Origin of the sequence: Gemella sanguinis ATCC 700632, assembly GCF_000701685.1 — a bacterium.
Classification (GTDB): Bacteria; Bacillota; Bacilli; order Staphylococcales; family Gemellaceae; genus Gemella; species Gemella sanguinis.
Map to the genome: position 1 here is coordinate 54,738 of NZ_JNJO01000004.1, position 14,325 is coordinate 69,062.

Consider the following 14,325-nt stretch of genomic DNA (forward strand, 5'->3'; position numbering starts at 1 on the left):
GGAGTTTATTATGAAAGAGAAATTAGAAAGAAGATTTTTAGCAAAATTAGAAAAAGTAAACCATATTTCTGAAAATAAACATTATGTTGGGTATTCCAAACTATATGAAAAAAATATATTTATAAAAATATTTAAAGATGAAAATAAATTTATTCTTGAAAATGAAATTTTAAAGAATGAAAGTTCACTTTATATAACTAGTGATTATTTGAATAACATATTAGTACTTACTTATAGAGAGTATAGTGATTTAGTTACTTGTGATATGGGGAATGATGTACTAAAAAATATAGCTAAGCTAATTTCTAATTTCCATAAAAAAAAGTATATAGATGAAGGGAAATATAAAGAGACATCTTTAAAAAAGATTTTAGAATATAATCTTACTCGCTTAGTAAAAAGAGAAGAATATGATTTGCTTAGTAGAATTTATTATGAATTTTTCAAATTATTATGTGATTTAGAAGGAGAATATAAGAATTCGTTAGTGACTATTCATGGGGATTTTTGCTTAAGAAATATAAAAGTATATAACAAAAATATAATACTTATCGATTTTGAAAGAGCAAAGTATGCTAGTTATTATTTAGATTTTATAAAATTTTTCTATAATGATTTAGATAATAATAAGGAGAAAAAAGACATATTTTTAAAAGAATACTATCGAGAGTCAAACAAAAAGAAAATTTCTAGAAATTTGGAGTATTGTTTAATTTTTATTAGTTCAATGGGGATTTTAAACTATACTATGAGAATTGAAGATAGAGAATTTGAAAAATTAGGTTTAATTATGTTAACTGATGTGAAGAACTTTTTACAAATATAAAATAAAAAACAGAGAGGTAGTAAGTGAATAATAATATTGATGAAAAAGAAGCGGAACTAAGACATAACTATAGAATTGCAAGAGCATTACTAAATAAATTATATTTTAATATTAATGATTTAAAAACATGGCAAGAGCTTTTTGATTTGGTAAAAAAGAATCCTGAGATTGATGATGATTTTTGGTGGGAACTTTGTAAATTAGATTTTACTAAAATTAAATATTTTCCAATAAAGTCTTTATTAGCAGGAATGTTAAACTTAAAAAAAGATGATCCTAATATATCTAAAATATTTGATTATATATATTTTGAGAATACAGTATATTTGGAAAAATACGAGGAAAGAGTAAAGAATAATAGAATACCTACTTTTATTATTTATATGGCAGGTATGTTTGGAGTTGCTTTTTTTAATGCAGTTAATTTTTTATTATTGTTTTACGCGCCTTTAAATTTTAAAGAAATACTTTTTAATTTAATTGTGGGATGTTATCTAAGTGGTCTTGTTTATGAAATAATAGAGAGACAAGATCTGTTTAAATGGGAGATACCATATTTTGAAAATAGTAAGTTCTTAATGTATAAGTGGGCATATATACCAATTATTATATTTTATTTATATATGAATATTTTATCACTGTATACACAAGGAGCGTATTATAATATTGAATACAAATATAAAATATTTTTAACTGTATATGTTGTAGCTTTATTTGTATGTAATTCATTATTTAAATTAGTAAATTATAGTGGTTTTGTTTATAAATTTTATGTAGGTTTATTTAAAATAATACTAACTTTAATTTGGCTTTCACTTATATCTGCTTATTTATTTGTAAATATAAATTATATTTCTTTATTACTTATTATAGTAACAATAATTATTTTTATTTGTTTTAGATCATTAAAAAAAGTTACTATTGGTAGGAATTTAAAATTATTATTATATCCAATGACATTTTTTTATTTAACTTACATGATAGTCTTATTTGCTATTTCTTTAGATTTTATTACTACTAACTATAATATAATGGGATCATTTAGTATATTGTTATACATTTCCGGTGCTTTAGCAGTAGTAATAAGAATTTTCTCAAGTAAAAGTTCAGTGGAATTCTAAATTATAAATTAATCCTTCTCTTAAATAATAAGGGAGGGATTATTTTTTAGTTTAAGTAAAAATATTTAGTATTTATAGCTGAAAATTAGAGTGAATTGAAATATTTAATTGCTCTTCTAAAGTGTAATTGATTTAATTTGACCTTTATTTATGATAAAATATAGTAGATTAAAAATAGGAGGCGATGTTATGGCAAATATATATTTAGATTATGCAGCAACATCTAGGAAACATTTTGATATTATAGAGAAGAACTTAAATATATTAAAAGAAATTTATGCGAATCCTAGTAGCGGACATACATTAGGAAAAAAGAATGCCAAACTAGCACGAGAAAGTCGAGAGAAAATTGCTAACTTTATTAATGCTACATCAGAAGAAATAATTTTCACATCTGGGGGGACGGAAAGTAATAATACAGTTTTCAATCATGTTTTAAGTAGATTCAACAGTGGAGAAGTAATCATTTCATCGATAGAGCACCCTTCAGTTAAATCTAGTGCTAAACATTTAGAAAAATATGGATTTAAAGTTCATGAACTAGATGTAGATGAAACAGGGGCTATTAATATTGATGAATTAGAAGAAAAAATTAATGAAAATACAGTTTTGATCTCAATTATGTTAGCTAATAATGAGACAGGAGTATTAAATCCTATAAAAGAAATCTCAGAACTTATTGTAGATAAAGATATTCTTTTACATAGTGATATAGTTCAAGCATTTGGAAAAGTGGAAATTGATGTAAAAGAATTGGGGCTTGATTTCGCTTCAGTATCTGCACATAAAATCGGTTCACTTAATAATTTTGGATTTTTATATGCAAAAAATGGGGATGTTGAACCATTTATTTTAGGAGGAGGGCAAGAAAATGGTCTTCGCTCGGGAACTAGTGATTTACTAGGAACACTGATTCTTGCAGATTGTACAGAAGAAACACTAAGTTCAATTCCAAAACTAAGAGAATTAAAAAACTATTTCATTAGTAAATTAGAACAAAGTGGTATAGAATTTGAGGTGAATGGATCAGTAAAAAATTCTTTACCAAATATATTAAATATTTACTTTAAAAATATAGAAGCACAGAGATTAATAACATACTTAGATGCACAAAATATCTATATTTCTGGAGGTTCGGCGTGTAGTTCCGGTAATATTAAAGGGAGCCGAATCATTACGGAGATGTATAATATTGAAAGAGCTGCGCACTCAGTAAGAATTAGTGTAGGTTTTGATATTACTAAAGATGATATTGATGAAGTTATTACAAAAATAGATAAATTGGAAAAAAGATTGATAGAAAGGAATTAGTATGAGCAACGGAAAAAAAGTAGTAGTTGGTATGAGTGGTGGAGTAGATTCATCCGTAACAGCATATCTATTAAAAGAACAAGGTTATGATGTTATAGGTGTCTTTATGAAAAACTGGGAAGAGAAGGATGATAAGGGAGTATGTGTCGCAGAGAAAGATTATGCGGATGTAATTAAGGTTTGTGAGCAATTGGACATTCCTTATTACTCAATAAATTTTGAGAAAGAGTATTGGGATAAAGTATTTACATATTTTTTAGATGAGTATAAAAAAGGTAGAACTCCAAACCCTGATATTATGTGTAATAAGGAAATTAAGTTTAAAGCCTTTTTAGAATACGCTGAAGATTTAGGTGCTGATTATGTGGCAACTGGACACTATGCTCGAGTTAAAGATGAGAATGGTCAAAGGTTATTATTAAGAGGTGTTGACAATAATAAAGATCAAACATATTTCTTATCACAATTAAAACAGCATCAAATTAAAAATATTCTATTTCCAGTTGGAGAACTAGAAAAGAAAGATGTAAGAAGAATAGCAGAAGAAGCAGGATTAGCCACAGCTAAGAAAAAGGATTCTACTGGTATTTGCTTTATTGGAGAGAAGAACTTTAGAGAGTTTTTATCGCAATATTTACCTTCTCAAAGTGGGAAAATGGTAGATTTAGATGGTAATGTTCGTGGAGAACATATTGGATTAATGCACTATACAATCGGACAACGTCATGGATTAGGTATTGGTGGTACAAAAGATACAGATGGTGAAGCATGGTTTGCATGTGGAAAAGATTTAGAAAACAATATTTTATATGTTTGCCAAGGATTTCATAATGAAAAATTATATTCAGACAGTTTATTAGCAAGTTCTTTATCATTTACAACTAAAGATCCACAACCTAATAAATTTACTTGTACAGCTAAATTTAGATATCGTCAACCTGATACAGAAGTTGAGGTTGAGATATTAGAAGGTGATAAAGTAAGAGTAGTTTATAAAGAGCCTGTAAGAGCTGTAACACCTGGCCAAGCAGTAGTTTTCTATGATGGAGATATCTGTTTAGGTGGAGCAACAATTGATGAAGTTTATAAAGATGGTAAAAAACTTCAAGTATAAGTAAAAAATAAAGGTTACACATCAAAGTATAAGTTATGTGTAGCCTTTTTATTATTCCTTAGTATACATAAACTAAGGAAAATTAATAATAATAAATTTCTAGTATAAATCTTATTTATTTAATGATATAATATAGTTATTAAGGGGGAATAAATATGAAAATAACTAAAGAGGATTTTGTTATTTTTATTAAACAAAATATTAAAACTATATTTTTAGCATTAATTTGTAGTTTATTTATTGTTGGAGGAGTATATTACTTTTTCTTTTCTGGATCTAAAACAGAAGATTATAGTGACGCTAATTTTTCTGCACAAAATTATCAAATCAATTCTGATAAAGATAAAAATGATAAGAAAGAATCTGGTGAAAAAGTTATTGTTGATGTAAAAGGAGCAGTTAAAAATCCTGGAGTTTACGAATCCACAAAAGATAAGAGAGTAAAAGATATAATTGAAGAAGCAGGCGGATTATTAGAGGATGCAGATACTTCCAATATAAATTTAAGTGAAAAGCTTAAAGACCAAATGGTAGTTTATGTATTAAAAAATGGGGAGAAGCCTAAACAGATTATGAATTCATCAAGTTCTTCAAATGGATCTAATAGTGAGGTAATAAATATAAATACAGCTACTAAAGAACAACTTATGAAAATATCTGGTATTGGAAAAACAAAAGCTGAAGCAATTATAGAATATAGAGAAAAAAATGGGGATTTTAAAAGTAAAGAAGATATAACAAAAGTTAAAGGAATAGGAAAGTCAACTTTTGAAAAAATAAAGGATAAGATAGAGGTTTAATTGTATGCAAAGAATTAGTTGGGATGAATACTTTATGGCACAAAGTCATTTACTATCGCTTAGATCAACGTGTAGTAGATTGTCTGTAGGTGCAACTATAGTTAAAGATAAGAGAATAATAGCGGGAGGCTATAATGGTTCAATTAAAGGCGATGAACATTGTATAGATGTTGGTTGCAAAGTTATAGAGGGACATTGTGTAAGAACGATTCATGCAGAAATTAATGCAATACTTCAATGTTCAAAATTTGGTGTTTGCACAGAAGGTGCAACTATTTATGTTACACATTTTCCATGTTTAAATTGTACCAAATCAATAATACAAGCTGGCATAAAGGAAATATGCTATGCTAATGATTACAGAAATAATGAATATGCTCAGGAGTTATTAGAAAAATCTGGTGTTGTAGTAAGAAAAGTAGACTACGATGTTAAAGCAGTAGTAGAAAGGTTATTAGATAATAATTAAAATGTATTATTTACAATATTCATTACTAGCATTGGGAGCGATATTATTAAATTTTAATTTGATAGTGTCGATGCTATGTATAATTATTTTTCTACTAATAACTTGGAAAAATAAAAATTTAAATGCTAGGAAAACTATTATTTGTATAATAGTATTCTTAGTATTTTTTATTAGGGGAGCATATATACAAAAAAATAATACTACTAAACTTATGAATGTGGAGAATAAGGATGTAGTATTGAGGATTAACGACAGGGTAGATATAAATGGTAATTATTTGAGGGGAGTAGGCTATATTAATAATGAAAAAGTATTAATTAGCTATACTTTACAAAATGAAGATGAAAAAGTCTTTTTTAAAAAGAAATTTTATGGCGGGAAAGTCTTTGCTAATGTTAACATAGAAGAATTAAAAGAAAAGACTAATTTTTATTCTTTTGATTATAAGAAATATAACGAAAACAGGGGAGTTTTTAAACAGGTTAAGTTGAATCAGATAAAAAATATAAAAAGTGAAGATTCTATAGTTGGTAAAATTAAAAGTATACGTGCAAAAATGAGCTTAAAAATTAGTAATGAGATTACTTTCGATAAAAGTGGTTATTTTGAAGCATTAATATTGGGAGATAAAAACTATTTGCAAAGAGAAGACATTAATTCATTTAAAAACTTAGGAATAAGTCATCTTTTAGCGATATCAGGCCTGCATCTAGGACTGTTAATATCAATAATTTATTATATATTACAGAAATTAAACTTTAGCAGTAATTTAATAGAAAATATTATTATAATAATACTACCTTGTTATATGGTGATAAGTGGGTTTAGTCCATCGGTTGTTAGGGCAGGATTAATGATAATAGTATATCTAATTTTAAGAAGGAAAAATATAGCGAATATAGATAGTTTACTCATCACATTTTTAATAATGACAATCATTAATCCACTGTATATTTTTGATATAGGATTTGAATTATCTTTCTTTATTACTTTTAGTTTATTGATGTCGGCAGAATATATAAAAAAATCTAAAAATAAATTACAAAGTAGTTTAATGATAAGTGTAATTTCTTTTTTAGCAAGTATGCCGATTTTAATAAGTAATTTTTATACTGTGCCTTATATCTCAGTACTAAGTAATATAATATTAGTTCCTATATTTAGTATTATAATATTTCCATTGGTTGTTTGTAGCTATATAGTATTTTTATTAAGTACAACTATATTTAGTATTCTTTGCAAACCATTATTAAATATAGTATTCTATATTTTCGATGAGATACAAAGTATATTACTTAGAGTACAGCCTATAAGAATAGGGAAGCAAAATATTTACGTAATTATTGCTATTTACTTAATTATACTTTTTATTTTAATATGTCTTAATAAGAATAAATATAAAGTTTCATTATGTTGCCTTGCTACTATAGTTAGTTTCTTAGCTGTAAATAATACATTTAATTCTTCAAAAGATCTTTTCGAAAAGTTGGAGGTAGGGAAATCTCAAGTTTACTATTTGAAAGAAAATGGTGTGACTACATTAATTAATACTTCAAATAATTTAGAGAATTTTTATTCTGATTTTAGAAAAAAAGATAGAGTATATGATATAATAAACGAATATGATTCATTATTAAATTATGAAGGAAGAAACAAAATAGATTATTTGATCTTAACATCTACAAAAAAGGGTGAAATTGGATTTGCCGAAACACTAATTGGTAAAGGAATAATTAAAAAGGTAGTTATTTTAGATATACATAAAGAAAAATTCAATGATTTAATTAATTTAGCAAAATTTAAGAATATAGATGTATTAGTATTAAAAGAAAATAATGAGTTGATAAAGTCTATTTATTATTATAATAAAATAATAAAAATAAAAGATATTGAGATAGAGGTAGTTGATTGATGAAAAATATCTATATAGTTTATGGAGAAAATTTTGAAGCTATAAATGATTTTGAAAAAAAAGTTGCTCAAAACTATTTAAAAACATTAGATGAATTTAATTATATAAAGCTTAATATGAATGATACTACAATAGAAAATTTGGTCTATGAATGTCGTAGCAGTGGCCTTTTTGGAAATGAAAAAGTAGTAGTAGCTGAGAATTGTAATTTCTTATTAGCGAAACCTAAAAAATTAAAAGTAGATCATAATATTGAAGTATTAAGTAATTACTTAGAAAATATAAGTGGTGAAGTGATACTGATATTAAAATCTAACGAAAAAATTGATAGTAGAAAGAAAATAGTAAAAAAAATAAAAGAAATAGGGGAAATAAAGGAATTTTCAAATTTTAATGAAACTCAAATAGCGGATTATATTGTTGAAGCGGTAAAAGAAAAGAATTTGAAAATATCTAAAGAAAATGCACAATTTTTAGTTAATTATACTCGACTAGATTTTGCTAATATTAAACGAGAAATAGAAAAACTAGTACTATATTGTCAGGGAAAAAGTGTTATAGAAAGAAATGATATAGAGTTATTAGCAGTTAGAAGTTTAGAATATGATGTTTTTAGTCTAACAAATGAACTATTCTCTAGAAATTATATTAAGTTAAGAGAAGTGTATAATTCACTGGTACTAAAAAAAGAAGAGCCAATTTTTCTTTTATCATTAATAAGTGGTCAACTTAGACTTTACTACAAGGTGAAAGTACTTTTAGATGAGCATTATTCTCAAAAACAAATAGCAAAAGAGCTAGGAATACATCCATATAGAGTTCAATTGGCTGCACAAGGAATTAGGAATTATAGTATAGAGAAAATTATGAGGTGTCTTATATTGGCAGCAGACTATGATAAATTATTAAAGTCATCATATATGAATAAATATATTATTTTAGATTTATTTATAAATAAATTAATAGATGAACTGAAATAAAGTATTTTGTTGAAACAATAGAATAAATAGTGTATTTAATACCTTTAGCATATTAATATTATGTTAAAGGTATTTTTATATGTAAATATTTCTTGTGAATTTTTTAAATATATTTTAGAAATAGTAGAAAATATATTTATTATAAATCAATAAAATGTTATAATGTATAGTAAATATAATGCACTATTATAATAATATTTATAACAGAAAAGAGGATTGGTATTAGTGAAACAAATTGAAACAAAATTAGCTCAGTTAGGTAATAGAAAAGATAAGGTTACAGGTGCCGTAGTTACCCCTATTTATTTATCAGCTGCTTATGCGCATCCTGGTTTAGGAGAAAGTACAGGTTTTGATTATACAAGAACAAAAAATCCTACGCGTACAATTTTAGAAGAAGGGTTATGTGAATTAGAAGAAGGATGCTGTGCTATTGCAACTAGTTCAGGTATGAGTGCTATTCAGTTAGTATTTGAGCTTTTTGATCTTAACAGTGAATTTTTAGTGTCACGAGATTTATATGGTGGAAGTTTTAGATATTTTGATGAGTTGGAAAGAAAAGGCCAACAAAATTTTGTTTACTTTACAGATGAAAATGATTTAGAGAATAAAGTTACTGAAAAAACTACGGCGATATATATTGAAACGCCTACTAATCCGCTTATGCAAGAGGTAAGTATTGAGAGGATTTCTAAAATTGCAAAATCTAAAGGTGCATTATTAATAGTAGATAATACATTATTAACACCATTAAGACAAAAGCCTTTGACTTTAGGTGCAGATATTATTATTCATTCAGGTACGAAATATTTAACAGGACATAATGATATATTAGCAGGTGTAGTCGTAACTAATGATGAAAAAATAGGAGAAAGACTTGCTTGGTTATCAAATACAACAGGCGCTGTATTGTCAGCATTCGATAGTTGGTTATTTATTAGAAGTTTAAAAACTTTACCTTTACGTTTTAATCAACAAGAAAAGAATGCTAAACGATTAGCTGAAACTCTGAAATCACATCCAAATGTAAAAGAAGTCCTTTACCCTAATAAAGGAGCAATGTTAAGCTTTAAATTAGTTGATGCTAGTAAAGTAGATAAATTTTTACGTTCTTTAAAAGTTGCTACTTTTGCTGAAAGTCTTGGAGGTGTTGAAACGTTAGTAACGTATCCAACAACGCAAACACATTTTGATATTCCAGAAGATTTAAGATTATCATATGGATTAACTCCAGATTTATTAAGGATATCTGTAGGTATAGAAAGTGTTGATGACTTAATTGAAGATTTTAAAAATGCACTTGATTCATAAATGATAAAAGGAGATAATAAGATGAGTATAGTAGAACAATTTGTTGATAAATATTATGTTGAAAGAAGAAACACTAATTGTTTAAAATGGGACGCTTTGGAAGAACGTTTTGGGGATAAAGATTTATTAGCATTATGGGTTGCTGATATGGAATTTAAAACCCCTGATAGTATAAGAGAAGCATTGAAAGAAAGGGTTGAGCATGGAGTATTTGGTTATACTAAACTCCCTGAAAGTTATTATAATGAATATAAAAAGTGGCATAAAGAAAACTTTAATACTTCGGTAGAAAAAGAATGGATAAGATTTGCTCCTGGAATTGTTCAAGCTATATTGTGGGTTATCCATGCATATACAGACGCTAATGATTCTATTGTTATTATGCCACCTGTGTACTATCCATTTGCAAATTCTATAAGAAATAGTGGAAGAAAGTTAGTAGAGTCTCCATTAATAGAGAAAGATAAAAAATTTGAAATAGATTTTGATACTTTTGAGAAAGTAATAAAAGAGAATAATGTAAAATTATATATTCATTGTTCACCACATAATCCTGTAGGAAGAGTATGGACAAGAGAAGAACAGGAAAAAGTTTTAGAAATTTGTAGAGAAAATAATGTATTAGTACTTTCAGATGAAATACACCAAGATTTTGTTTATAATAATAATCAAATATCTGCACTATGCGTAAAAGAAGGAAAATATCATGATATGTTAATAGTTGCTAATTCAGGATCAAAAACTTTTAATTTGGCTACTCTAACACATTCGACATTATTAATACCTAATGATAAAGTAAGAGCAAAATTTGATGAATTTAGTAAAAAGAATCTGGGAGCAGAACCCAGCTTATTTGGTCAATTAGCATTAGAAGCAGGTTATAAAGGTGGAAAAGAGTGGCTAACAGGATTAAAAGAAGTTGTAAAATATAATTATAATATTTTAAATGAAACTTTAGCTACTGAATTACCGGAAGTGAAAGTTTATCCACTTGAGGGAACTTATTTAGTATTTATTAATATTGAAGCAATACTAAAAGGTAGAACAACTAAGCAATTTATTCAAGATGAATGTGGTTTAGCTATTGATTTTGGACACTGGTTTGGAAAAGGTTATGAGAATTATATTCGTATTAATCTAGCTACAAGCCCTGAAAATATTAAAGAAGCAGTAAAAAGAATAGTAGAGAATGCTTAATATAATTAAGGTAAATTTGAAGATCAATCGTAATGATTGATCTTTCTTTATATATATTTCTTCAAAAAAAAACTACTCAAATTAGAGTAGTTTTAAAATTATTTAGCTAGGTTTGATTTGTATCTAGCAGCTGCATTTTTGTGGATTAAGTTTGTTTTAGCAGCTTTATCGATTTTTTTGTAAGCAAGGTTTACTAACTCTGCAGCGTTAGCAGCACCTTCAGTTTTAGCTAATTTAGCTTTTTTAATAGCTGTACGCATTTCAGATTTTTTAGCTGTGTTAGCAGCATTTGTTTTAGCATCTTTTCTTACGCTTAATACTGATGATTTAATGTTTGGCATTCGATTCACCTCCTGATATATTATTTTTATTACTAAGAAATATTAATTAATATTCTTAATTACTATGAATTAAGTGTTGTTAAAATACAACTACCTCATTTTAACACAATAAAAAGCTAATTGCAAGGTGTTTTTAAAAAAACATTTAAATAACTCTTTATAATTTGTTATTTTTGTGTTGACTATTAAGTGGCAAGTATGATAGTATATAGAACGTTGATATTTAATTTCATAACATTGAGATTATTTGTCTTCTGACTTTATTATAATAAAAAAAAGATGTTTGAGAGATCCATCTATAAAAAAAACTGCTTAAGCATTGATTTCTCATATCGATGCTTTTTGTTCTCTTAAACAAGATAAGGAGATTTAAATGAGAAATAATACAGTTAAAACTTTAACTATCCAAGCATTAATTGCTGCAATATATGTTGTGCTTACTGTTGTCGTAGCTCCATTTGCTTACGGAACAATTCAATTTCGTATAAGCGAATCGCTTGCACAATTAGTTGTGTTTAGTAAAAAATATTGGTTCCCAATTACTTTAGGTGTGGCAATTGCTAATATTTTTAGTCCGTTAGGAATTGTTGATGTCTTCTTTGGGACATTAGGAACAGGTTTAGCACTAGCGATAAGTATTTTTGTTTTTAAATTTATTAAAAATAGACTAGTAAGACATATAGTTAATATTATTCTTTATTTAATAATTTGTATGCCAATAATCGCTTATGAACTTACAATTTTTGGTGGTGTAAATTTATCGCGTGTTCCATTTGAGTTTAAAGTGTATATGGCTAATTACATATCATTAGTTCCATCTCAAACAATTGTTATGGTATTAGGTATTTTAATAACTGAAGCGTTAAATAAAGTAGTTAACCTAAAAAAAGTATTTAATGCATAATATAAAAAACTAATCTTAATTATTTTAAGATTGGTTTTTTTCTATATAATAAAATATATATGTTGACTCTAACGTAACGTAATAGTTTATAATAAAAGTATCGCTAGTGGTAAAGGAAAAATGAGGAGGAAAAATGAAAATTAATGAAGTATCAAAAATAACAGGGGTAAGTTTAAGAACATTGCATTATTATGATAAAATTGGTTTATTAGTACCTGCTAAACTTGAAAATGGCTATAGAGTATATAGTAATGATGATTTAAATAAATTGCAGAAGATTTTATTTTACAAGTATTTGAATTTTAAGTTGAGTGATATTGCTAATATCATAGAAAATAATAATGATAGTTTAATAATATTAGAGGAACAACATAAACTGCTTTTAAAAGAAAAGCAAAAAATAGAAAATGTAATAAAAACAATTGAGAAAACAATAAAAGATTATAAAGGAGAAATTCATATGACTATAGAAGAAAAGTTTGAAGGTTTTAAGAAAGAGGATATGAAAAAGTATGAGATAGAAGCAAAAGATAAATACGGAGAAGAGGTTATAGAAGAATCAAAACGACGTCAGAAAGGTCAAGAAAGTAAAGCGGAAGATGAGTTTAATAATACATTCAAAGCATTCGCTAATTACAAGAAAGAAGAAATAGATATAACAAGTGATAGAGTTCAAAAAGAAGTTGAAAATTTATATAATCACATAAATAAATATGGTTTTGATTGTAGTTTAGAAGTATTTTCATATATTGGAAAAGGATATTATGAGAATCCAGAATTTAGAAATAATATAAATAAGTTCGGAGAAGATGTTGCAGAATATATTAGTTCTTCAATAAAGTATTACTGTAATAAAAATAGATAAGAATATCTTAGAAAAAAAATTATAATTTTTTTAAAAAAGACTTGACAAATAAAGACATATATATTATCATAAAAAAGTCAGTTGAAAATGTACCGTAGACAGTAGGGGGAGAAATCCTTAATTAACCTACCGAGGACAAAATTCGAAAAGAAACTTATGTGCCTTTTTGTATGTTCTCGCATGCAAAAAGGTTTTTTTATTGGTACTGAGATTGATAAATCTACTTAGGAGGAAGTTCAATGTCAAAAGCTATTGAGAAAAAACAAGAGTTAGTAAACCAAATCGCTGAAGAAATTAAAGCTAGTACATCAGTTGTTATTGCTGACTACCGTGGATTAAACGTTGCGGAAGTAACAGAATTACGTAACAACATGCGTAACGAAGGTTTAACTTTTAAAGTTTATAAAAACTCACTAGTTCGTCGTGCGATGGAGCAAGCAGGAATTGAAGGTTTAGACGAAGTTCTAACTGGACCAAATGCTTTCGCTTTTTCAACAGACGATGCTGTAGCTCCTGCTAGAGTTTTAAACGATTTCGCTAAACAACACGAAAACTTAGAACTAAAAGCTGGTGTTATAGAAGGAAAAGTTACAGATCAAGCTGAAATTAAAGCAATCGCGTCATTACCAAGCCGCGAAGGATTACTTTCAATGTTACTATCTGTATTAACAGCGCCAATGCGCAATACTGCTTTAGCTGTTAAAGCTGTTGCAGACCAAAAAGCTGAACAAGAAGCTTAATAAATACAAAAAATATATAAAACATAATTAAAAAATCGGAGGAAAATTATAATGACTAAAGAACAAATTTTAGACGCTATCAAAGAAATGTCAGTTTTAGAATTAAACGACTTAGTAAAAGCAATTGAAGAAGAATTCGGAGTAACTGCTGCTGCACCTGTAGCTGTAGTTGGTGGAGCTGCTGGCGGAGCTGCTGAAGAAAAAACTGAATTCGACGTAGTATTAACTTCAGCTGGAGATTCAAAAATTAAAGTAATCAAAGTTGTTCGTGAAATCACTGGAGACGGACTAAAAGAAGCTAAAGAAAAAGTTGACGGTGCACCATCAACTCTTAAAGAAGGAGTTTCTAAAGAAGAAGCTGAAGAAATTAAAGCTAAATTAGAAGAAGTTGGAGCTTCTGCAGAAGTTAAATAATTTCTAATCTAAGTAGATAA

At 26.9% G+C, this 14,325-nt stretch carries 15 protein-coding genes and 1 other annotated feature; of the genes, 14 read left to right on the forward strand and 1 reads right to left on the reverse strand.

The features are described from left to right. Nucleotides 1-10 precede the first annotated feature (10 nt). From T369_RS0103375 to T369_RS0103420, 10 genes are all read left to right on the forward strand, one after another. Nucleotides 11-826, forward strand: coding sequence for a phosphotransferase (locus T369_RS0103375; RefSeq protein ID WP_031551729.1), 816 nt, complete (start codon nucleotides 11-13; stop codon nucleotides 824-826). 23 nt (nucleotides 827-849) lie between these two features. Next, nucleotides 850-1,947, forward strand: coding sequence for a hypothetical protein (locus tag T369_RS0103380; RefSeq protein ID WP_031551731.1), 1,098 nt, complete (start codon nucleotides 850-852; stop codon nucleotides 1,945-1,947). A 189-nt stretch (nucleotides 1,948-2,136) separates the two neighbouring features. Beyond that, entirely contained in the window at nucleotides 2,137-3,258 is a 1,122-nt protein-coding gene (locus tag T369_RS0103385; RefSeq protein ID WP_031551734.1) for a cysteine desulfurase family protein, read from the forward strand. A gap of 1 nt (nucleotide 3,259) precedes the next feature. Then, nucleotides 3,260-4,372, forward strand: a complete 1,113-nt coding sequence (gene mnmA, locus T369_RS0103390; RefSeq protein ID WP_006364929.1) for a tRNA 2-thiouridine(34) synthase MnmA — start codon at nucleotides 3,260-3,262, stop codon at nucleotides 4,370-4,372. A 155-nt stretch (nucleotides 4,373-4,527) separates the two neighbouring features. Beyond that, a complete protein-coding gene (locus T369_RS0103395; RefSeq protein ID WP_031551738.1) occupies nucleotides 4,528-5,172 on the forward strand; it encodes a ComEA family DNA-binding protein in 645 nt (214 codons plus the stop codon). 4 nt (nucleotides 5,173-5,176) lie between these two features. After that, nucleotides 5,177-5,641 carry a ComE operon protein 2 gene (locus T369_RS0103400; protein ID WP_031551741.1) on the forward strand — a complete coding sequence of 155 codons (465 nt, stop codon included), beginning with the start codon at nucleotides 5,177-5,179 and terminating at the stop codon, nucleotides 5,639-5,641. 1 nt (nucleotide 5,642) lies between these two features. Next, nucleotides 5,643-7,553: a ComEC/Rec2 family competence protein gene (locus T369_RS0103405; RefSeq protein WP_031551745.1), complete on the forward strand. Its 1,911-nt coding sequence runs from the start codon at nucleotides 5,643-5,645 to the stop codon at nucleotides 7,551-7,553. Next, nucleotides 7,553-8,533 (forward strand): DNA polymerase III subunit delta, encoded by a 981-nt coding sequence (holA, locus tag T369_RS0103410; RefSeq protein ID WP_031551747.1) that lies wholly within the window; start codon nucleotides 7,553-7,555, stop codon nucleotides 8,531-8,533. Before T369_RS0103405 ends, holA begins: the two co-directional genes overlap by 1 nt. 225 nt (nucleotides 8,534-8,758) lie before the next feature. Further along, nucleotides 8,759-9,844 (forward strand): PLP-dependent transferase, encoded by a 1,086-nt coding sequence (locus T369_RS0103415; protein ID WP_031551752.1) that lies wholly within the window; start codon nucleotides 8,759-8,761, stop codon nucleotides 9,842-9,844. A 21-nt stretch (nucleotides 9,845-9,865) separates the two neighbouring features. Then, nucleotides 9,866-11,041, forward strand: coding sequence for a MalY/PatB family protein (locus T369_RS0103420; RefSeq protein WP_031551755.1), 1,176 nt, complete (start codon nucleotides 9,866-9,868; stop codon nucleotides 11,039-11,041). 98 nt (nucleotides 11,042-11,139) lie between these two features. Here the strand turns inward: T369_RS0103420 and rpsT are convergent, their stop codons facing one another. Continuing rightward, nucleotides 11,140-11,382, reverse strand: coding sequence for a 30S ribosomal protein S20 (gene rpsT / locus T369_RS0103425; protein ID WP_006364919.1), 243 nt, complete (start codon nucleotides 11,380-11,382; stop codon nucleotides 11,140-11,142). 373 nt (nucleotides 11,383-11,755) lie between these two features. Between rpsT and T369_RS0103430 the strand changes: the two genes are divergently transcribed. The 4 genes from T369_RS0103430 to rplL all read left to right on the forward strand — a co-directional run bounded on the left by T369_RS0103430 (nucleotide 11,756) and on the right by rplL (nucleotide 14,305). Next, nucleotides 11,756-12,286: a QueT transporter family protein gene (locus tag T369_RS0103430; RefSeq protein ID WP_031551758.1), complete on the forward strand. Its 531-nt coding sequence runs from the start codon at nucleotides 11,756-11,758 to the stop codon at nucleotides 12,284-12,286. Nucleotides 12,287-12,419: 133 nt separating this feature from the next. Beyond that, the gene (locus T369_RS0103435; protein WP_031551761.1) at nucleotides 12,420-13,151 is read left to right on the forward strand and encodes a MerR family transcriptional regulator; all 732 of its coding nucleotides are present in this window, start codon (nucleotides 12,420-12,422) and stop codon (nucleotides 13,149-13,151) included. Nucleotides 13,152-13,225: 74 nt separating this feature from the next. Beyond that, nucleotides 13,226-13,357 (forward strand) — a sequence feature (ribosomal protein L10 leader region). Nucleotides 13,358-13,390: 33 nt separating this feature from the next. Beyond that, the gene (gene rplJ / locus T369_RS0103440) at nucleotides 13,391-13,891 is read left to right on the forward strand and encodes a 50S ribosomal protein L10 (RefSeq protein ID WP_031551764.1); all 501 of its coding nucleotides are present in this window, start codon (nucleotides 13,391-13,393) and stop codon (nucleotides 13,889-13,891) included. Nucleotides 13,892-13,942: 51 nt separating this feature from the next. Continuing rightward, on the forward strand, nucleotides 13,943-14,305 hold the full coding sequence (gene rplL / locus T369_RS0103445) for a 50S ribosomal protein L7/L12 (RefSeq protein WP_031551767.1): 363 nt from the start codon (nucleotides 13,943-13,945) through the stop codon (nucleotides 14,303-14,305). Nucleotides 14,306-14,325 lie beyond the last annotated feature (20 nt).

Coding starts and splice junctions, on each gene's coding strand:
- T369_RS0103400 (WP_031551741.1), top strand. CDS start 5,177: ATGCAAAGAATTAGTTGGGATGAATACTTTATGGCACAAAGTCATTTA.
- T369_RS0103395 (WP_031551738.1), top strand. CDS start 4,528: ATGAAAATAACTAAAGAGGATTTTGTTATTTTTATTAAACAAAATATT.
- T369_RS0103420 (WP_031551755.1), top strand. CDS start 9,866: ATGAGTATAGTAGAACAATTTGTTGATAAATATTATGTTGAAAGAAGA.
- rplJ (WP_031551764.1), top strand. CDS start 13,391: ATGTCAAAAGCTATTGAGAAAAAACAAGAGTTAGTAAACCAAATCGCT.
- T369_RS0103405 (WP_031551745.1), top strand. CDS start 5,643: ATGTATTATTTACAATATTCATTACTAGCATTGGGAGCGATATTATTA.
- T369_RS0103430 (WP_031551758.1), top strand. CDS start 11,756: ATGAGAAATAATACAGTTAAAACTTTAACTATCCAAGCATTAATTGCT.
- rpsT (WP_006364919.1), bottom strand. CDS start 11,382: ATGCCAAACATTAAATCATCAGTATTAAGCGTAAGAAAAGATGCTAAA.
- rplL (WP_031551767.1), top strand. CDS start 13,943: ATGACTAAAGAACAAATTTTAGACGCTATCAAAGAAATGTCAGTTTTA.
- holA (WP_031551747.1), top strand. CDS start 7,553: ATGAAAAATATCTATATAGTTTATGGAGAAAATTTTGAAGCTATAAAT.
- T369_RS0103385 (WP_031551734.1), top strand. CDS start 2,137: ATGGCAAATATATATTTAGATTATGCAGCAACATCTAGGAAACATTTT.
- T369_RS0103375 (WP_031551729.1), top strand. CDS start 11: ATGAAAGAGAAATTAGAAAGAAGATTTTTAGCAAAATTAGAAAAAGTA.
- mnmA (WP_006364929.1), top strand. CDS start 3,260: ATGAGCAACGGAAAAAAAGTAGTAGTTGGTATGAGTGGTGGAGTAGAT.
- T369_RS0103435 (WP_031551761.1), top strand. CDS start 12,420: ATGAAAATTAATGAAGTATCAAAAATAACAGGGGTAAGTTTAAGAACA.